At 61.9% G+C, this 19,711-nt stretch carries 18 protein-coding genes and 1 pseudogene; 14 read left to right on the top strand and 5 right to left on the bottom strand.

What is annotated here, in order from left to right; genetic code table 11:
* Window positions 1-3: 3 nt before the first annotated feature.
* Window positions 4-801 carry a (Fe-S)-binding protein gene (locus tag AC0QTX_RS01225; RefSeq protein WP_474601987.1) on the bottom strand — a complete coding sequence of 266 codons (798 nt, stop codon included), beginning with the start codon at window positions 799-801 and terminating at the stop codon, window positions 4-6.
* Window positions 798-1,187: a c-type cytochrome gene (locus AC0QTX_RS01220; RefSeq protein ID WP_474601986.1), complete on the bottom strand. Its 390-nt coding sequence runs from the start codon at window positions 1,185-1,187 to the stop codon at window positions 798-800. Before AC0QTX_RS01220 ends, AC0QTX_RS01225 begins: the two co-directional genes overlap by 4 nt.
* A 136-nt stretch (window positions 1,188-1,323) precedes the next feature.
* Between AC0QTX_RS01220 and AC0QTX_RS01215 the strand changes: the two genes are divergently transcribed.
* From AC0QTX_RS01215 to AC0QTX_RS01165, 11 genes and pseudogenes are all read left to right on the top strand, one after another.
* A complete protein-coding gene (locus AC0QTX_RS01215) occupies window positions 1,324-2,757 on the top strand; it encodes an FAD-linked oxidase C-terminal domain-containing protein (protein ID WP_474601985.1) in 1,434 nt (477 codons plus the stop codon).
* Window positions 2,758-2,945: 188 nt separating this feature from the next.
* Window positions 2,946-4,130: a glycolate oxidase subunit GlcE gene (gene glcE, locus AC0QTX_RS01210; protein WP_474602083.1), complete on the top strand. Its 1,185-nt coding sequence runs from the start codon at window positions 2,946-2,948 to the stop codon at window positions 4,128-4,130.
* Window positions 4,131-4,204: 74 nt separating this feature from the next.
* On the top strand, window positions 4,205-5,560 hold the full coding sequence (gene glcF, locus AC0QTX_RS01205; protein ID WP_474601984.1) for a glycolate oxidase subunit GlcF: 1,356 nt from the start codon (window positions 4,205-4,207) through the stop codon (window positions 5,558-5,560).
* 100 nt (window positions 5,561-5,660) lie between these two features.
* Window positions 5,661-6,473 carry a hypothetical protein gene (locus AC0QTX_RS01200; protein WP_474601983.1) on the top strand — a complete coding sequence of 271 codons (813 nt, stop codon included), beginning with the start codon at window positions 5,661-5,663 and terminating at the stop codon, window positions 6,471-6,473.
* An 83-nt stretch (window positions 6,474-6,556) separates the two neighbouring features.
* Window positions 6,557-9,262, top strand: coding sequence for a hypothetical protein (locus AC0QTX_RS01195; RefSeq protein ID WP_474601982.1), 2,706 nt, complete (start codon window positions 6,557-6,559; stop codon window positions 9,260-9,262).
* Between the two features lie 378 nt (window positions 9,263-9,640).
* Window positions 9,641-10,987, top strand: a complete 1,347-nt coding sequence (locus AC0QTX_RS01190) for a hypothetical protein (RefSeq protein ID WP_474601981.1) — start codon at window positions 9,641-9,643, stop codon at window positions 10,985-10,987.
* A gap of 23 nt (window positions 10,988-11,010) precedes the next feature.
* Complete coding sequence (locus AC0QTX_RS01185; RefSeq protein ID WP_474601980.1) at window positions 11,011-11,220, top strand: hypothetical protein; 210 nt, start codon at window positions 11,011-11,013, stop codon at window positions 11,218-11,220.
* Window positions 11,221-11,278: 58 nt separating this feature from the next.
* A pseudogene (locus tag AC0QTX_RS01180) lies at window positions 11,279-12,109 on the top strand (chromosome partitioning protein ParA); the annotation flags it as partial.
* Between the two features lie 161 nt (window positions 12,110-12,270).
* Complete coding sequence (locus AC0QTX_RS01175) at window positions 12,271-13,122, top strand: SDR family NAD(P)-dependent oxidoreductase (protein WP_474601979.1); 852 nt, start codon at window positions 12,271-12,273, stop codon at window positions 13,120-13,122.
* A 6-nt stretch (window positions 13,123-13,128) separates the two neighbouring features.
* On the top strand, window positions 13,129-13,725 hold the full coding sequence (locus tag AC0QTX_RS01170) for an NUDIX hydrolase (protein ID WP_474601978.1): 597 nt from the start codon (window positions 13,129-13,131) through the stop codon (window positions 13,723-13,725).
* A 56-nt stretch (window positions 13,726-13,781) separates the two neighbouring features.
* Window positions 13,782-14,492: a DUF2076 domain-containing protein gene (locus AC0QTX_RS01165; protein ID WP_474601977.1), complete on the top strand. Its 711-nt coding sequence runs from the start codon at window positions 13,782-13,784 to the stop codon at window positions 14,490-14,492.
* A 222-nt stretch (window positions 14,493-14,714) separates the two neighbouring features.
* Here the strand turns inward: AC0QTX_RS01165 and AC0QTX_RS01160 are convergent, their stop codons facing one another.
* Window positions 14,715-15,461: a L,D-transpeptidase gene (locus tag AC0QTX_RS01160; RefSeq protein ID WP_474601976.1), complete on the bottom strand. Its 747-nt coding sequence runs from the start codon at window positions 15,459-15,461 to the stop codon at window positions 14,715-14,717.
* A gap of 235 nt (window positions 15,462-15,696) precedes the next feature.
* On the opposite strand from AC0QTX_RS01160, the gene AC0QTX_RS01155 reads away from it, so the two are divergent.
* Window positions 15,697-16,542, top strand: a complete 846-nt coding sequence (locus tag AC0QTX_RS01155; protein ID WP_474601975.1) for a DMT family transporter — start codon at window positions 15,697-15,699, stop codon at window positions 16,540-16,542.
* Here AC0QTX_RS01155 and AC0QTX_RS01150 read toward each other — a convergent pair.
* On the bottom strand, window positions 16,539-17,027 hold the full coding sequence (locus AC0QTX_RS01150) for a PaaI family thioesterase (RefSeq protein WP_474601974.1): 489 nt from the start codon (window positions 17,025-17,027) through the stop codon (window positions 16,539-16,541). The genes AC0QTX_RS01155 and AC0QTX_RS01150 overlap by 4 nt on opposite strands.
* 60 nt (window positions 17,028-17,087) lie before the next feature.
* A complete protein-coding gene (locus AC0QTX_RS01145) occupies window positions 17,088-17,522 on the bottom strand; it encodes a MarR family winged helix-turn-helix transcriptional regulator (protein ID WP_474601973.1) in 435 nt (144 codons plus the stop codon).
* A 194-nt stretch (window positions 17,523-17,716) separates the two neighbouring features.
* Here AC0QTX_RS01145 and groES point away from each other — a divergent pair, with 194 nt between their 5' ends.
* Window positions 17,717-18,004: a co-chaperone GroES gene (groES, locus tag AC0QTX_RS01140; protein ID WP_474601972.1), complete on the top strand. Its 288-nt coding sequence runs from the start codon at window positions 17,717-17,719 to the stop codon at window positions 18,002-18,004.
* 51 nt (window positions 18,005-18,055) lie between these two features.
* Window positions 18,056-19,702, top strand: coding sequence for a chaperonin GroEL (gene groL, locus AC0QTX_RS01135; RefSeq protein WP_474601971.1), 1,647 nt, complete (start codon window positions 18,056-18,058; stop codon window positions 19,700-19,702).
* Window positions 19,703-19,711 lie beyond the last annotated feature (9 nt).

The raw sequence follows: 19,711 nt of genomic DNA, 5'->3' as shown, positions 1-19,711 counted from the left end.
CTTCTACTTGATTGCCGCGGCTTTTGCAGCACCGATCGGCGGCTCGTCGGTCATCCCGGCCAAAACCTCGGCAACATGACGCACTTGAATCGGCTTTCCGTCACGGCTGAGCTTGCCGGCCATGTTCATGAGGCAGCCGAGATCGCCCGCGAGCACGGTAGGGGCGTGAGCTTCCTCGATGTTCTTGGCCTTGGCATCGACGATGGCGCCGGAGATGTCGCTGTACTTGACCGCGAAGGTGCCACCGAAGCCGCAGCAGACGTCGCTGTCCTTCATCTCCACGAGGGTGAGGCCCTGAACGCTCGCCAGCAGCTTGCGCGGCTGGGTCTTCACCTTGAGTTCCCGGAGGCCCGAGCAGGAATCGTGGTAGGTCACGGCTCCATCGAACGAGACGTCAACCGACGTGACGCCGAGCACATCGACCAGGAAGCTCGTCAGTTCGTAGGTCTTCGCCGCCAGGGCATCGGCCTTGGCGCGCCAGTTCGGATCCTCCTCGAAGAGTTCCGGGTAATGCGCCTTGATCATGCCGGCGCAGGAGCCGGAGGGAACAACCACGTAGTCGTAGCCCTGGAATGCCTCGATCATCCGCATCGCCAGATCGCGGGTGGTGCCCCGGTCGCCCGAATTGTAGGCGGGCTGGCCACAGCAGGTCTGGACAGGAGCGTCCACCGCGCAGCCGGCATCCTCCAGGAGCTTGACTGCCGCGAAGCCCACGGAGGGGCGCATCAGGTCGACAAGGCAGGTGACGAAAAGGCCCACCCGTGGTTTCTGCGGGCGGGCGGTGGACGGCGTAGGATTCATTGGGTGGCCTTCTGGCCCTGAGCGTTGAACTGCTTCAGATAAGCCGTGAGGTCGTTGATGCGCTGCTCGTCCTTGAGGCCGGCATAGACCATCTTGGTGCCGGGGATCTTGGCGCGGGGATTCTGGATGTACTCCTTGAAGACCGCTTCGTCCCAGGTGATGCCCGAATTCTTGTTGGCCGGGGAATAGCTGTAGCCTTCCACCGTCCCGGCGGGGCGACCGAAGAGCCCATTCAGCACCGGGCCTACGGCGTTCTTGGCATTCTCACCGACTTGGTGGCAGGCACGGCATTGTGCGAACACCTTCTCGCCGGCGGCGACATCCTGGGCCTGGGCCTGACCGAGGCCTACGAAGACGAGGGCGGCGGATAGAACGAAGGAACGCATCAAAAACTCCTTTGCTGGACACCTGTCGCATCTTAGAGAGATTCTACATTATTAGAAAACGCCAGCCGCGAAAGCCGCCTTATTGTTAAGGTAGCCATGCCCCGGGCGCAGCCGGCGATTCCTTGAGGAGGCTTCCATGACCATTGCATTTCCCAAACCGGACCAGGCTGTTTTGGCGCGTCGAAGGGAAATCATCGAGGGGCTGGGGCGCCTTGTCGCGTCGGAGGCCCTGATCGTCTCGGAGGATGAGCGCCGGGCCTTCGAGACGGATGGCCTGACCGCCTATCGCCAGATGCCGCTCGCCGTCGTGCTGCCTTCCACGACGCAAGAGGTCTCGGCCATCATGCGCTTCTGCCACGATCATGGGGTCAAGGTCGTGCCGCGCGGAGCCGGAACTTCCCTCTGCGGCGGGGCCATCCCGCAGGAGGACGCCATCGTGCTCGGCGTCGCCAAGATGAACCGGGTGCTCGATGTCAGCTTCGAGGGGCGCACGGCGCGCGTGCAGGCCGGGATCACCAATCTCGGCATCAGCCAGGCCGTGGCCCATGAAGGCTTCTTCTACGCCCCCGATCCGTCGAGCCAGCTCGCCTGCACGATCGCCGGCAATATCGCCATGAATTCCGGTGGCGCCCATTGCCTGAGATATGGCGTGACCACCAACAACCTGCTCGGGGTCACCATGGTGCTCCTCGACGGGACGGTGGTGGAGATCGGCGGCGAGCATCTCGATGCCGCAGGCTACGACATTCTCGGCCTCGTCTGCGGCTCGGAAGGCCAGCTCGGCGTGGTCACGGAGGCCGTTGTTCGGATCCTGCGTGCGGCGGAAGGCGCACGGCCTGCGCTTTTCGGCTTCGAGAAAGCGGAGGATGCCGGCGCCTGCGTGGCGGCGATCATTGCTGCTGGAATCATTCCGGTGGCGCTCGAATACATGGACAGGCCAGCGATCCAGATCTGCGAGGCTTTCGCCCATGCAGGCTATCCCCTCGATGTGGAGGCCATGCTGATCGTCGAGGTCGAGGGCTCGGACCAGGAGATCGACGACATGCTCCGCCGCATCGTCGCCATCGCGGAGCCGTTCAAGCCGAAGACCATGAAGGTATCGCAATCGGAGGCCGAGAGCGCGGCGATCTGGAAGGGCCGCAAATCGGCCTTCGGGGCCACGGGCCGCGTCGCCGACTACATCTGCATGGACGGCACGATCCCGACAGGCCAGCTGCCCTTCGTGCTCAATCGCATCGACGAGATCGTGAAGTCCTACGGGCTCGGCGTTGCCAACGTCTTCCATGCGGGTGACGGTAACCTGCATCCGCTGGTCATGTTCAACACCAATGTGCCGGGCGAGATGGAGAAGGCCGAAAAGGCGGGGGAGGATATCCTCAAGCTCTGCGTCGAGGTCGGCGGCTGCCTCACCGGCGAGCATGGCGTCGGCATCGAGAAGCGCGACCTCATGACCTACCAGTTCAACCCCGTCGATCTGGAGCAGCAGATGCGCGTGCGCGGCGTGTTCGACCCGCGCTGGCTGCTCAACCCCGCAAAAGTGTTTCCGCTCGAAGGAAGATTCGCTGCTTGAGCTTCCCTCCCCCTGCGGGGAGGGGTGGTCGCGCAGCGACCGGGGTGGGGGTCGAAAAGTCAAAGCGCCAACATCATGAACCGAGGCACAAGGTTGATACCGGTGTTCAAAAAACAACATCTCTCACCCGGTCGTCCGACCCTCACCCCTTACCCCTCCCCGCAAGGGGGAGGGGAACGATGAGCGACATGTCAGTTCACACTCCCCGCGACGAGCAGGACGCTTCCGTCATCATCCGCGATGCCGCCGACAAGGGCACGCTTCTGAACGTCTCCGGCAACGGCACCAAGGCGCCCATGGGGCGGCCGAACCAGACCGATGCCTCGATTTCTTCCGCCGACATGGCGGGCATCACCCTCTACGAGCCGGCCGAACTCGTCATCTCCGCCCGCAGCGGAACGCCGGTCCTGGAGGTCCTGCGGGTCCTTGCTGCGAAGGGACAGGAATTGCCTTTCGAGCCGATGGACTATCGGTCGATCCTCGGCACCAGGGGGGATCCGACCATCGGGGCGATTGCGGCCATGAACATCTCCGGCCCGCGCCGGATCATGGCGGGGGCGGCCCGGGACAGCCTCATCGGCGTGCGCTTCGTCAACGGACGCGGCGAGGTGGTGAAGTCCGGCGGCCGCGTGATGAAGAACGTCACCGGCCTCGATCTCGTGAAGCTCATGGCAGGCTCCTGGGGCACCCTGGGTTTCCTCACCGAGGTCACCTTCAAGGTGCTCCCGAAGCCGGAGCGCATGGCGACTCTTGTCATACGGGGCCTCGACGACAAGCAGGCCATCGAGGCTCTGTCGATGGCCCTCGGCTCGCCCTTCGACGTGACGGGAGCGGCGCATCTTCCAGACCGGGACCGGCGCGGCGGCAGCACGCTGATCCGGCTCGAAGGATTCCGGGTCTCCGTCGATTATCGCATGAACGAGCTCAAGCGCCTTCTGAAGCGCTTCCGGTTCATGGATATTCTTGAAGGCGTGGGCGCCGAGGCGCTCTGGCAGTCGGTGCGGGACGCAACGATCCTGACCGATCAGGGGCAACGCGCGATCTGGCGCGTGTCCACCGCGCCGACGAAGGGCCCCGACCTCGTCGGCCAGGTTTCACAATCGCTCGATGCGCAGTGGTTCTACGACTGGGGTGGCGGGCTTCTCTGGATCTCGGCGGCGATCGACGGCGATGCGGGTGCCGCCGTCGTGCGCGAAGCCACCAGAACCTACGGCGGCCACGCTACCCTCGTGCGTGCGCCTGCCGAGGTGCGCTCGACCCTCGACGTGTTCGAGCCGCAATCCGAGTCGCTGATGGCTCTAACCCGCGGCATCAAGACCTCCTTCGATCCGGCCGGTATCCTCAATCCGGGCCGGATGTATGCGGGAATTTAATCAATGGGTGCCCGACCGTGTGCAAAGGGCGTAATCTGACAGCGGCACTTGGCAGAAAGTATTTTTGATCCGTCATGCAAACCAATTTCACGAACGATCAGTTGAAAGATCCCGCCATGGCGGCGTCGGAGAAGATTCTCCGCACCTGCGTCCATTGCGGATTCTGCACCGCCACCTGTCCGACCTACCTGCTCCTCGGGGATGAGCTCGACTCGCCACGCGGGCGCATCTACCTGATGAAGGACATGCTGGAGAGCGGAAAGCCCGCGTCTCCCGAGGTGGTCAAGCACATCGACCGCTGCCTCTCGTGCCTGTCCTGCATGACGACGTGTCCGTCCGGCGTGCATTACATGCATTTGGTCGATCATGCCCGCGCCTATATCGAGGCGACCTACACGCGGCCCTGGCACGACCGGCTCCTGCGGTGGGTTCTCGCCACCGTGCTGCCCTATCCGAACCGCTTCCGCTTCGCGCTGGGCGCCGCGATTCTGGCCAAGCCCCTCAAGGGCCTCATCGGTGCGCTGCCGCTGCTGGGCAACCGCCTGCAGGCCATGATCGAACTGGCGCCCGTGCGGGTGCCGCCCCGCGCACCTCTCGATCAGCCCGGCACCTACAAGGCCCATGGGGAGCGGCGGGGCCGGGTGGCCATCCTGTCCGGCTGCGCCCAGCCGGTGCTCAAGCCGGGCTTCAACGAGGCGGCCATCCGCCTTCTCAACCGCCATGGCGTCGACGTAGTCCAGCCGAAGGGGGAGGGGTGCTGCGGTGCGCTCGTCCACCACATGGGCCGGGACGAGCACAGCCATGCCTTCGCCAAGCGCAACATCGACGCCTGGATCGCCGAAATGGACGGAGAGGGGCTGGACGCCATCGTCATCACGGCTTCCGGCTGCGGCACCACGATCAAGGACTACGGCTTCATGTTCCGGGAAGACCCGGATTATGCCGAGAAGGCGGCCCGGGTCTCAGCCCTCGCCAAGGACGTCACCGAATATGTTACGTCCCTGACGCTCATGGAGCCGGTGCGGGAGTCGGATCTCGTGGTGGCCTACCACTCCGCCTGCTCCATGCAGCATGGACAGGCCATCCGCACCGAGCCGAAGACCCTGCTGAAGAAGGCGGGCTTTACCGTGAAGGATGTGCCCGAAGGGCATATCTGCTGCGGCTCGGCCGGCACCTACAACCTGCTCCAGCCGGAAATCGCCGCTCAGCTGCGTGCCCGCAAGGTCGCCAATATCGAGCGCACCAGGCCCGACCTCATCGCGACGGGCAATATCGGCTGTATGACCCAGATCGGGAAAGGCACCGAAATTCCTATCGTGCATACGGTCGAGCTTCTCGACTGGGCAACGGGAGGCCCGATGCCGGAAACCCTAGAGGCGGCAGGCTTCGGCAAGCGTTCCGGTCAGCCATTAACCATGGCGGCAGAGTGAGGCTGCTACACTCTTACGCAACGAAATTTTATTTCCAAACTGCACCCGTCTGGGTTAAAAGTTAGGAAAGTATGAATTTCAGGGCGCAAGGGCCGGCACCATGTCTTCGGGATGGACGTCTTTCAGAAACCGTTTCGGCAAGAAGCAGGACGAGGGCCATTCGGCTCACCTGCCTCAGGGTGAGGAGAGTGTTGAAACTCCCGCCGCCTCTCCAGCCGCTCCCCCGGCAAAGGGGGAGACCATCGTCGTTCGCCCAAACGGCTCGCTCGATTCGGTCGGGCAGAAGAACGAGCTGATCCGCGTCCGCTTCGCCAACATGATCGACCGGCTCGAGGAGATCCGCAGCCTCAAGGAGGATTTTGCCCTCCTGAACGAGCCGGTGACCGAACTCATCCGTAGCTATCCGCAGCTTCAGTCGCGGCTGCTCGAGACCGAGGCGGTGCTCAAGCAGGAAACCGAGACCGCTCAGAGCTTGCGCCGGGAGTTAGGGGATCTCGGCAGCCTCCATGCCCGCACGGTGGACGACCTGAATGCGGCGGTCTCCCAACTGCGGAAGGCGGAGTCCAAGCTCCGCGAGCAGGACAGCTTCATCGAGGACCTGCGCCTGAACGTGAAGGACAAGGAAGCCATCGTCGCCGACTTGGAGAACCAGCTCGCCATCGAGACTGAGCGGGCCCGCAACATCACGGAAGAGAACCAGGCCCTGCGCCTTGAAGCCCAGGAGGCCGACCAGACGGTCGCCCGCGCCGAACGGGAGCTCATCGAGACCCGCGAACGCAATGGCCTGCTTGACCAGAACACATCAAATTTGCGCTCGCAAATTGCGCGACTGGATGAGCGCAAATGCTTGCCGACCAACGGCACGGCATTCCCCAAAATAGTCATGCGAAACCGTGTTGATCGTCCGAGGTAGTCCTTTGACGAGGCCCACGCTTCCATTAGCTTGGCCCTCGCATAGACCTGTTTGCAAGTTACTTTGTTACTTTGGGGGCTAAATTGGCTAATATCACTGGTTCAGGGCAATTGCAGGGGACGAGCGGCGACGATCAAATTACTGGCTCTGCTGGGCGAGATACATTGATCGGCGGAGGCGGTATTGACACGTTGCGGGGTGGCGCGGGCGACGACACCTACCAAGTCCCGAACGGAAACTCCGTTATCATCGAGGAAGTGAACGGCGGCATCGACACCATCTCTATCAGTGAATACCTGCCGATTTTTGGCGAGACTGGCCCGGTAACGCCGCCCTCGAAAACCTACACGATCCCGGCCAATGTCGAGAATCTGAACGTCTACACAAATGCTTCCATGACGACCATCAACGGCAACGCCAGCGACAATACGGTCAGCGGAAACTATAGCGGCCCCAACGCGATCTATGGCTTTGGAGGTAACGATCAGTTGATGGGTTTCTCCGGTGAGGACTATCTCAACGGCGGCGACGGGAACGACACGCTGAATGGTGGAACCGGCGAGATAACCGACGTGGATGGGGTGCGGAACGACACCCTCGTCGGCGGAGCCGGTGACGACGTTTACATGAACGTTGTTTCGGCGGACGATGTGATCGAGGAAGAAAATGGGGGCACGGACACCATCGTCACGAGCGCCCATGAGTATAGCCTTGGGTCAAATATCGAGAACCTGCGGTACGATATGATCTCAGGCGAAAGCTTCGTTGGTATCGGCAATGGTCTCGATAACTCGATCACGGGCGGCTTTAAGAACGACACGCTAGTGGGTGCTGACGGTAACGACACGCTTAATGGCAATGGCGGCGCAGATAGCCTCGACGGTGGTGCCGGTAATGACCGCCTCATCGCTAATGGGGTTATGATGAATGGCACTTCCAGTGGGGACGGCTTCGTTGACACGCTGAATGGTGGGGCTGGCGACGACACGTATGTGGTTAGCGCTGGCGACATCATCATCGAAGGGATAGGGCAAGGCACGGATACGGTAGAAGTTCATGCATCCTTTACCCCGGACCAAGTGACGACGTATCAGCTATCTGAGAACGTGGAAAATCTGACATATGTTGGATACGGTGACTTCCATGCATTTGGGAACAGCCAAAACAATGTTTTGACTGTGACCACGGGGGCAGAGACCACGCTGGATGGCGGCGCGGGCGCGGATACTCTCATCGGAGGCACGGGCAGGGACACCTACATCGTTGATAACATCGGCGACAGGATCGTCGAAGCTAACGCAGACGATTACTGGAATTTAGATACGGTCAACACGTCTCTCAACGAATACACCCTCGGCGACAACGTCGAAGTGCTGGTCTACACCGGCCACGGAAACTTCTACGGCGTCGGAAACGGTGATCAGAATATGATCGTCGGCGGCGATGGCAGCGACACGCTTGTGGGTGGCCATGGCGAGTGGGACTTCGACATTCTCACGGGTGGCAAGGGTGACGACACCTATCGGGTCCGTCACACCAGTGGCGTCGACGAGCGGGAGAATGGCGGCAATGACACCATCATCCTGTTCGGTGAAGCCGAAGAAGGCATTGACCGCGTCTATGGAGGTTTGGACGAATATGGCTCAGGTAGTGGTCCGTACTCGTATTCATACGATCTCAAGTATGTCGAAAACCTCGTATACGACGGGCGCAGCAATTTCTCTGGATCGGGCAATGATCTCAACAACTTGATTCGTGGCAATGTCGGCAACGACACGCTATGGGGAGGCGCAGGCGCTGATACGCTCATTGGTGGTGCGGGCGACGACACATACATGATTGATGCCGGTGCGGTGGACGCCATCGTTGAACTGGCGGGCGAAGGCAGCGACACGGTCACCATCTACAGTGAGACCGGCGCGCGGATCGCTTACACTCTTGCCGACAATATCGAGAACCTGAACCATGGAGGCACTGGTGATTTTGTCGGGAATGGCAATGCTGCCGACAATGTGATCACAGGTAGTGTTGGCAACAACACAATCAACGGCGGGGCTGGAGTTGATACCGTCATCATCTTTGGTGATCGTGATAAATTCACTGCGACGAAGAATGCCGATGGATCAGCGCTGATCAAAAGCAACTGGATGCTTGCTTTGGTATCCAACGTTGAGAGCTTCAAATTTGACGATGGGACAGTCAGCTTTGATGACCTGTTCCACTCTGAACCGACCGATCCAGTGGTCACGCCTCCGGTGACACCTCCTGTTGTCACGCCACCACAAGTTAGTTTCACGGGCAGCAACGGCAGCAACACCATCAAGGCCAACGATGTCATCAACGTCATCAAGGGCCGGGGCGGCAACGATAAGCTCTATGGCTACGGCGGCAACGACAAGCTCTATGGCGATAGCGGCAACGACAAGCTCTATGGCGGGCTTGGTAACGACCAGCTTTGGGGTGGTTCCGGCAAGGACACATTTGTGCTCGACACCAAGGCGAATGCCCGCACCAACAAGGATGCCATCAAGGACTTCCGGGTCGTTGACGACACGATCTACTTGGAGAACAAATACTTCAAGGTGGGCTCCAACGGCACCTTGAAGTCTGGTGCCTTCTGGTCAAACAACACCGGCAAGGCCCACGACAAGGATGACCGGATCATCTACGACAAGAACAGCGGTGTTCTTTATTATGACGCTGACGGTTCAGGCAAAGGCGCTGGCGTGGCGTTCGCGACGATCTCGAAGAACCTGTCGCTGACCAACAAGGACTTCTACATTCTCTAAGGCGGAAGAGCCCCGGAGTGATCCGGGGCCTTTTCCTATATGGAGGCATGAGCAAGTTGCCCACGTGCTCTTCAGTGACGAAGGCGGCGACGGGGTGTTCTTGCTTATGAGCAACGGGGAGACTTGTTGCGACACAGGCCATCAATTGCGCGAATCCACGGGCGCAGACGTGCATGACCCCATGCGAAAATAAGGGTGTTCTCAGAAATCCCGTTTAACAGAAAAGTCGCACCGACAATTGCGACTATTACCCGCTAAATGAGCGACAGCTACACGGTCCTCTTCGGAGGGCTTTCCTTGACACCTATGGACTAGATACTTCCTCCTATTCCTGACTTATAAACCTCGCACGTCGAAAGGCGACATAAGGGGAAATAAATGGCGAGCATTAAGCCAGTGACGCTGGCGAACGGCGTTCTGACCTTCAACAACAGCGGCGACTACAGCTTTGAAACCCTTGCCAACGGCAGGGTTAAAATCTACTTCGCCGATGGGGCAACCACGGTCCTGACCAAAGACGAACGGGCGTCGGTCAAGACCTTCGACATCAAGGATGCCAACGCCAACGTGACGATGGCGGCCTCGTATCTCGACGGCAAATCCTATGCCTTCAAGGGCGCAGGCGACCTCGATGTGACTGGCGTCACGATCTCTGAGGCGGTACCGGGCACGGGCGTGAGCCAGAACGTCAACCTCGACGGAATCAACTTCGGCAGTGTGCTCGACACGGTCAATGGGTCGAAGGCCGACTACTTCAAGCTGATGTGGGACGCCTATGACGAAGTCTATTCGACCGGCTCCTACTACAACACGCAGATCAACGTCGCCTTCATCAAGCTTGGTGTCGAATATCTGGAGTACCTGAAGGCCGGTGGTGAGCCCCTGACGGAGTTCACCGGCAAATCGAACGCGACCCGTGATCAGTCGATTCACGACAACCTTCTCGGCAACTTCAATCCGGTTGATTTCGACAGCCGATTCCCTGTGGGCACACAGGAACGCGCGGACCTGCTCGCCCGCATCGAAGCCACGGGCAACAGCGACATCTTCCAGCGCGGCGTGTTCAGCGGCAACCAATCCGATGTCGGTGGCGCGGCGCACGATAAGGTGCGGGCGTACGACTACGATCAGGGTTGGGATCGCTCCGACTGGACCGACAGCTATTTCGGCATGGCCGACGAGCGGGCGCAGAAAGCTGGCACGGATGATCTGAAGATTGGCACCGCTAACAGCGCCGCCAAGATGGTGATCACTCGCCATGAAGGTGCAGGCGTGGAACTTGCCATTAAGGCCAAGGAGTTCGGCCCGAACGGCGGCGACACGCTGAATGCTCCGACCTTAGTTGACGGTGTGGCCCATTACGCCGTGAGCGCGGGCGCATCCCCGGACAACGCCAACCGCGCAGACTGGAGTGTTGATGTGGCGGCGACGATCCTTGCAGCAGGCGAGGACGATGCCTTCAACTTCAAGCTGCTGATCGACCTTGATGCCACCGCAGGCCGGAACATGGTTGAATACGCTACCCCGCTCGATGTGAACGGGCAGGCTTCGCTCAACTACGGCTTTGGCTTCATCAGGAACGCCATCGACATCGACCCGGTGACGGAAGGCGTTCAGGCTTACAGCTTCGGCGCAGGCCAGTTCGATTTCGAACTGCAAGCCTTCGACAAGGACACTGGCAGGTATCTTGCCAGCACCAAGATGGTCGTTGACGTGCTGGCCTAAAGCCAGTCAGGGGACAACAGACCATGAAGGCGGGCGTCACGGCCCGCCTTTTTTCTTCAACAGGCGATCCAGAGCGAGTCCTGCATCTCGCGGAGCTTGACCATCCGCTCGTCGATCTCCTGTTGGATGGACGCCATGCGATTATCGCGGGCGGCAATCGGCTCTTCCTTGCTGACCAACTGCCGCGACGCAGGTCGCTCACCTTCCCGAATCAACAGGCGCAGATCGGCTGACCTCATGCAGCCATAGGAAATCCTTTCGGGATTTTCTGTCTAACGGAAACGCCGCAACGGCCTTTGTGACCATGAAGTGAAGCGCCTGCAGAAGGTGGCCGAGGAACAAAACTACCGCCTCTCCAGCCTTGGCAACCGCTATGGCGAGCTGGAAACCCAGCTCGAATCCACGCGCCAGCGCGCCTCCGAGCTCGAGACCAAGCTCATGGCCGAGCAGGTGCTGCGCCAGCGTCTCGAAACGCAGATCGATTCCGAGCGCTCGGCCCACCAGACCGACCTCTCCTCGCTCGACATGAAGATCGAGGGCCTGACCTCGCGTCTTTCGGCCACCGACAAGATCCTGGCCCATACCCGCGACCAGCTGCGCGACAAGAACGAGGCCCTGCGCGGCGTCGAGCGTTCCCTGAAAGAGGCCACCATCGAGAAGAACACCCTCGACCGTCGCCTGGAGGCGACCCAGCAGGAGGTCGAGCGTCAGGTCGCCATGGTCAACGAGCTCCAGCGCTCGCGCATCGAGCTGCAGGAGCGGGTCGAGATGCTGGGCAAGGCCATTGCGGCCAAGGACTTCCAGATCGAAAGCTCCGACAACAAGGTGGCTAGCCTTTCCGAGCGGATCGACCAGATCACCAAGCGCTTCGAGCAGGATCGCAGCACCCTTGAGGCCGCCAACCGCCGCCTCACGGAAGAGTTGCAGAACGAGAAGGCCGAACGGTCCCTCATCCAGGGCGCCCTTGAGATCGCCCGCGAGAGCCGCACGAAGATTCAGAAGAAGTACGTGGCCCTGCGCAAGAAAACCCGCCTCGACACGCAGGAGGACGATCCCTCCCTCCTCGACGAGGAAGAGGTCGAGACCAACGTCCGGCCGCTCAAGTCGCCTGACGCTGAGTAACCAGCATACCTCCAAAGCCCCGCAGCAATGCGGGGCTTTTCTTTTTTCGCGGCCGCATGCCTCCTATGCGCGACGCGCCTTGGCGAATGGTCCCAGGTACCCCAGTTTGGGTCCGTCACGGAATCTCATCGGCTTCGAGGCCGAACCCAAGGATCGTAGCGATGGCCCAGCATCCAGCAATCACCCCCGGTCGCGTTGCCGTCATCACCGGAGCCGCCAGCGGCATCGGGCTTGCGGCTGCAAAGCGCTTCGCGAGTTTAGGAATGAGGATCTGTCTGGCGGATCTCGAAGGCGAGGCTCTTCGGCGAAGTGCCGAAGAGGTGGCAGGCGTTGCCGGCAATCCGGACAACGTTCTGGCCATCGCAGCCGACGTGAGCCGGCGCGAGGATGTCGAGCGCCTGAAGAGCACTGTCTATGCGGCTTTCGGCGAAGTCGGCGTGCTGATGAACAATGCCGGCACAGAGGGCGGCGGGCAGATCTTTGGTGATCCGCAGCGCTGGCGGGCCATTCTGGAAACGAACCTCTGGGGCGTGATCAACGGCGTTCAGGCTTTCGCTCATGCCATGATCGAGCAGGGGAGCCCTTGCGCCATTATCAACACCGGCTCGAAGCAGGGCATCACCACGCCGCCGGGCGATACGGCCTACAATATATCGAAGGCCGGCGTGAAGGTTATGACCGAGGCGCTGGCGCATGAGCTGCGCAACGCGCCCGATTGCCGGGTGACGGCGCACCTGCTCATCCCGGGCTTCGTCTATACGGGCTTCACCAAGGCCAGAGGCGTGACGGAGAAGCCCGCCGGTGCCTGGGCTCCCGAACAGGTCATCGATTTCCTGCTGTCGGCGTTGGAGCGGGGCGACTTCTATGTGCTGTGCCCGGACAACGAGACCACGCGGGAGATGGACGAGAAGCGCATCCGCTGGGCCGCCGAGGACATCATCGAGAATCGTCAGCCCCTGTCGCGCTGGCATCCCGATCACAAGGACGCCTTCGCCAAGCTCATGCAAGGTTAGTCGGCAGTGGTTGACTCGCCCCTGAGCTTCGATCCTGCCACCTTCCGAGTGCATATCGGGACGCTTCTGGATGGGCACGCAAGAGCCTTCGGCGTGCCTGAGGAAAGCCATGCTCTCCTGCGGCGGCAGATCGCGAGCGGCGATGACATCCATTCCCGCCGCACTTTTCCTGGCCATGTCACGACATCGGCCTTCATCCTTGATGGAACCGGAAGAAGGGTCCTGCTGATCCATCACCGCTCCCTTGGACGCTGGCTGCAGCCCGGCGGGCATTACGAGGCACCGGAAGATCTGGCGGTCTCGGCCCTGCGCGAGGCCGTGGAGGAGACTGGCATGGAGGGGCTCACGATCGATCCGTGGCATCGCGCATTCGGTCTTCCCGTCGACATCGACAGCCACCGCATTCCCGCCCGTTCGGAGCGAGGCGAGCCCGAGCATTGGCACCACGACATCCGCTATATGGTGAGAGCCGAGGATGGTGCTGCCATCCGGCCCGATCTGCGGGAGGTGCATGGGGCCGAGTGGCGCGACCTTCTGGAACTGGAAGCCATCGCGCCAGGGGCCCTGAGGAATATGCGCAGGATCGGCCTCGCGCACCCCTAACAAACCCGATGGCCATGCTTACATCTGTCTCCAACATTCCTTGCAGGAGGCTTGCCATGAACGATCAGGAACGCCAGGTCATCAGCGACATCTTCCGACGGCTCGAACAGGTGGCGAACCAGCCGCGTGATCCCGAGGCCGAGCGCCTCATCGCCGAGAAGCTGCGCGAGCAGCCTTACGCGCCCTACGCGATGGCCCAGGCGGTCTACGTACAGGAACAGGCGCTCGCCAATCTCCAAGCAGAAAACGAGCAATTGCGCGCCGAACTCGATCAGGCAAGCCGGCGGCCGCAGCAGGGCGGCTTTCTCTCCAGCATCTTCGGCGGTGGCTCCCGCCCGCCCGGACCAGCCTACAACACCCCGCCGGCCCGTCAGGCCTCGCCTTGGGGCCATACCCAGTCCCATCATCCCCACCAGCACCATGGCGGACATCACGGCAGCATGATGGGCGGCGCGCCCGGCCCGTGGGGCGGTGGCATGATGCAGCGCGGCGGCGGAGGCGGGTTCCTGGGAACGGCGCTCTCGACGGCGGCTGGCGTTGCCGGCGGCATGATGATCGCCAACGCCCTGACGAGCGCCTTCAGCGGCGACAACAATCCGGTGAGCGATGTGGCGTCTGCGGCCGGCCTCGGAGGCGCTGATCAGGCGACGGACGCCGGCAATGCGGGTATCACGGATTCGCTCTACCAGGATCAGGGCAGCCAGGATTCCGGTCAGGACTTCGCCGATTTCGGCGGCGATGGCGGTGACGCGGGCGATTGGGCTTAAAAGAGCTCCTCCGGTCGATCACAGCGCCCACCACATGGCGGGCGTTTTGCTTCAGTGATCGGCCCGGTTCGAGAACAGATCGATCATCAGCACGCCTGTTGGGTCCAGCGCCATCCCGGCGAGAGCGGTTGCATCCATGACCTGTCGGCAGAGCATCTGAAAAGAGAATGGCCGGGCTTGAGCCCGGCCATCGTAAGGAGCTGTGATCCCGCCTTTGTGCGATCAGATCACGATCACCTGCGTTCCGACCTTCACGCGGTTGTAGAGGTCGACCACGTCCTCGTTGAGCATGCGGATGCAGCCGGAGGAGACGGCCTGACCGATGGTGTGCGGCTCGTTGGTGCCGTGGATGCGGTAGAGCGAGGAGCCGAGATAAAGGGCGCGTGCGCCGAGCGGGTTGTCAGGGCCGCCTTCCATGAACCGGGGAAGGTCGGGGCGGCGGCGAATCATCTCTGCCGGCGGACGCCAGGACGGCCATTCGCGCTTCATGGAAACGGTCTGGCGTCCGCTCCACTCGAAGCCCTCGCGGCCGACACCGATGCCGTAGCGGATGGCGCGGCCGCCGTCCTGCACGAGGTAGAGGAACTTGTTGCTGGTATCGACCACGATCGTGCCCGGACGCTCGTTGCCCCGGTAGGACACGATCTGACGCTGGAATTCCGGAGAGATGGCATAATCGATGCTGTTGTCGTAGCCCGTGCCGTTCCCGTAGTCCTGCGGCAGGGAGGCGACGACGCTGCCGGTGGAGCGCACGTCATACGGATAGCCCGTGGTGCGCTCGCTGCGATAGACCTGGGACCTGGACGAAGGACGCGTGACGAGGGGATAATCCTCCACATATCCGTCCTGGGCCCGAGCGTAGGGGTAGTTGTCGTATTCCGAGGTGATGTAGGTGTTGCCGTAGAACTGTCCGGCGCGGCCCATCGGCTGGGCCGAGGCCGCAGCCGGCAGGAGGGCGGCCAAAAGCATTGCAGAGCAAGGGATCCAAGCACGCATTGAAGTGTCCTATAGCTGTGTTTTGCAGAGTAAACGGCAAGCGCGGCTTTTGTTTCCGCCAAGCTCGCATGAATTTAAGTGCGAGGCCCAGGATCGCTTTCCTGTCGATCTGATGAAAAGAAGGATGAAGCCTCAAGGAAAGTGCTGTAAGAGCCTTCGCTTCGACGGCGCTCATCCCGGACGCTGCTTTTCACATCGTCGTGACATCATGAAATTCGGTCCCGCCCTGCGGGCGGCCTCGGGCATCGCGGTTCTGTCCATCATGGATGCGGTCATCAAGGGAATGGCCGCCTTTTACCCGATCTTCCAGGTGGCTTTCCTGCGCTTCGCCTGCGGCTCTCTCATCGTGGCCGCTGTCGTCTCCGTCATGCGGCCCGGCTGGCCGAGCCGCGAGACGGTGATCGCCAACGCGTTCCGGTCCGTCATCGCCGTCGTCACGGCCGTCAGCTTCTTCTATGCGCTGGGCCAGCTGCCCTTGGCCGAGACCCTCGTCCTGTCCTTTCTCTCGCCTATGTTCATCGCCCTTTTCGGGCTCCTGATGCTGAAGGAGCGGGTGGATATCCGGATCATCGGGGCCATCGCCATCGGCTTCGCCGGAACGCTCATCGTCGTCTTAGGACAGACCGAGGAAGCGAATTCCGCACGGTCATGGACGGGTGTCGCCGCAGCGCTGACATCGGCGGTGACCTATGCGCTCAGCCTTGTCCTGCTGCGCCAGCGGGCCCAGCGCGACAAGTTCCTGCACATCGTGGTCTTTCAGAACATCGGTCCGGCGGTTCTGGTGGCACCCTTCGCGCTCTTCGTCTGGCAGCCGCTCGATTTCATGCACCTGGGCTGGTTCATGCTCATGGGGGCGCTGGGCTTCATGGGCCACATGCTCATGGTCACGGCCTATGCCAAGGCCGAGGCGGCGCGTCTGGCTCCGCTCGAATACACCGCTCTCATCTGGGCGGTGCTGATTGGCTACGGGGTATTCAGCGAAATTCCGACCTGGGCGACCCTTGGCGGCGGCCTGTTGATCGTTGCCGCAGCCATGCTGACATCCAAGCGCTAAGCAGCCTTGCTGGCCGCCGCGCTGAAGATCATGCAGGTCTCGGTGCCGTGGGCCAGAAGGCGGCCCTTGGCATCGAAGAGCTTGCCCTCCGAGGTGGCAAGTGTCCCTCCACGGTGAATCAGAACACCCTCGCAGGTAACCTTGCCGGTGCCCGGCAGGATCGGGCGCACGAAATTCAGCTTCATCTCGACCGTCGTATAGCCCTGGCCTGCCGCAAGGGTCGTGTGGACGGCGCAGGCCATGGCGCTGTCGAGAATGGCCGAGGTCCAGCCGCCATGAATGGTTCCGAGCGGGTTGAAGAAGCTTTCCGTCGGTTCACCCTCGAACGTGACGCGGCCTTCTTCCACATGGGTCATGTAGACGTTCGTCGAGCGCGAGAAGGGAGGTGCCGGATAGCGGCCCTCCAGCATCCCGCGCAGGAAGGCGAGGCCCGGCTCGCCCGTCAGAACATCCCGCGATACGATTCCATGAACCCGCTCAAGCATCGTGCTCTCCCATATGTGTAGATACACGGTATGGGAAGGAACAACATCCTGCAATGGCTTTTATGAGGAATGGGAGGCCTTTCTCAGGGCGCGCATGGCTTTGCGGGCTTCCTCTCCTTCAACATTCTCAAGCCGAGCCTCCACCTGGGACTGAGCCTGCTGCCAGAGGGGAATGGCGGCCTCCAGGATGGCCTCCCCTGCAGGGGTCAGCCTGTGCCGCAGGCCGCGTCCCTCACCGGGAACGGGCTCGATCCAGCCGTTCTGGATCAGAAGCTTCAGGTTGCGCACGAGGGTGGTGCGCTCCAGCCCCAACCGCTCGGCGAGCACGGTCTCGGATGCAGTGGTTCCGTGCCCGATGGCGCCCAGGATGCCGAATTGGGGCAGCTTGAGGCCCAAGGGGCGAAGAGCCGCCTCGTAGCAACGGCTCAGGAGACGCGCCGTCATGCGGGCGTGGAGGGCAAAGCAGCTCCTGCCAATGGCTTCAAGATCGGTCATGAAAAGATCATGACCTGCCTCTATAGGGCGTCAAGACCTCTTTCTGAGCCTTGCCTTGAGGCGGGCGTCTTGACTCCCTCTCGGCTTAAGCCTATCTCGCCGCCAGCGTTAGCACTCGTCAACGAACAGTGCTAACAGCCGAGAGACCAGGGTGCGGCCACAGGGGCTGCACCAACAGTCAAAGGGGAAGTTCCATGAAGTTCCGTCCGCTGCACGACCGCGTTGTCGTCCGCCGCATCGAAGCCGAAGAGAAGACGGCCGGCGGCATCATCATCCCGGACACCGCCAAGGAGAAGCCGCAAGAGGGCGAAGTGATCGCCGTCGGCCCCGGCGCCCGCGATGAGAACGGCAAGGTTGCTGCTCTCGATGTGAAGGCCGGCGACCGCGTCCTGTTCGGCAAGTGGTCCGGCACCGAGGTGCGTATCGACGGTCAGGATCTCCTGATCATGAAGGAATCCGACATCATGGGCATCGTCGGCTGATCAAGCCCACGGCCCATTACATATTTTCCAATTTAACTGGAGGCTAAGCCCATGGCTGCCAAAGACGTTAAGTTTTCTTCCGATGCTCGCGACAAGATGCTGCGCGGCGTCGACATCCTCGCCGACGCGGTGAAGGTCACGCTCGGTCCCAAGGGCCGCAACGTGGTGATCGAGAAGTCCTTCGGGGCTCCCCGCATCACCAAGGACGGCGTCACCGTCGCCAAGGAGATCGAGCTCGCCGACAAGTTCGAGAACATGGGCGCCCAGATGGTGCGCGAAGTGGCCTCGAAGACCAACGACATCGCCGGCGACGGCACCACGACGGCAACGGTTCTGGCCCAGTCCATCGTCCGCGAGGGCGCCAAGGCGGTTGCCGCCGGCATGAACCCCATGGACCTCAAGCGCGGCATCGATCTTGCCACCGCCGAGGCCGTGAAGGACATCCAGTCCCGCGCCAAGAAGGTGAAGTCCTCCGACGAGGTCGCCCAGGTCGGCACGATTTCCGCCAACGGCGACAAGGACATCGGCGAGATGATCGCCCATGCCATGCAGAAGGTCGGCAACGAGGGTGTCATCACCGTCGAGGAGGCCAAGACCGCCGAGACCGAGCTCGACGTTGTGGAAGGCATGCAGTTCGACCGCGGCTACCTCTCACCGTACTTCATCACCAACGCCGAGAAGATGGTGGCCGAGCTCGAGGATCCCTACATCCTCATCCACGAGAAGAAGCTCTCCTCGCTCCAGCCCATGCTGCCGATCCTCGAGGCTGTCGTTCAGACCGGCAAGCCGCTCCTCATCATCGCTGAGGACGTGGAAGGCGAGGCTCTGGCCACGCTGGTGGTCAACAAGCTGCGTGGCGGCCTCAAGATCGCGGCCGTCAAGGCGCCGGGCTTCGGCGACCGCCGCAAGGCCATGCTGGAGGACATCGCCGTCCTGACCGCCGGTCAGACGATTTCTGAGGACCTCGGCATCAAGCTCGAGACCGTGCAGCTCCCGATGCTCGGCCGCGCCAAGCGCGTCCGCATCGAGAAGGAGAACACCACGATCATCGACGGCGCCGGCCAGAAGGCCGACATCGAGGCTCGCGTTTCGCAGATCAAGGCGCAGATCGAGGAGACCACCTCGGACTACGACCGTGAAAAGCTGCAGGAGCGTCTCGCCAAGCTCGCAGGCGGCGTCGCGGTGATCCGCGTCGGCGGCGCGACCGAGGTCGAGGTGAAGGAGAAGAAGGACCGCGTCGACGACGCTCTGAACGCCACCCGCGCTGCGGTGGAAGAGGGCATCGTTCCCGGCGGCGGCACGGCTCTGCTGCGCGCCAAGGGTGCGGTTGCGAAGCTCAAGACCGACAACCCGGACGTCCAGGCCGGCATCAAGATCGTGCTGCGCGCCCTTGAGGCTCCGATCCGCCAGATCGCCGAGAACGCCGGCGTCGAAGGCTCCATCGTTGTCGGCAAGATCAACGACAACACCTCGTCGGACACCTTCGGCTTCAACGCTCAGACGGAAGAGTTCGTGGACATGCTCCAGGCCGGTATCGTCGATCCGGCGAAGGTGGTCCGCACCGCTCTGCAGGACGCGGCTTCGGTTGCCGGCCTGCTCGTGACGACCGAGGCCATGGTTGCCGAGGCTCCCAAGCGCGAAAGCGCCCCGGCGATGCCGGGCGGCGGCATGGGCGGCATGGGCGGCATGGACTTCTAAGTCCTCGCA

This window comes from Microvirga sp. jy35 (genome assembly GCF_056148915.1).
Note: the sequence above shows the minus strand (reverse complement) of the source record. Positions and strands in the feature narration are given on the sequence as shown.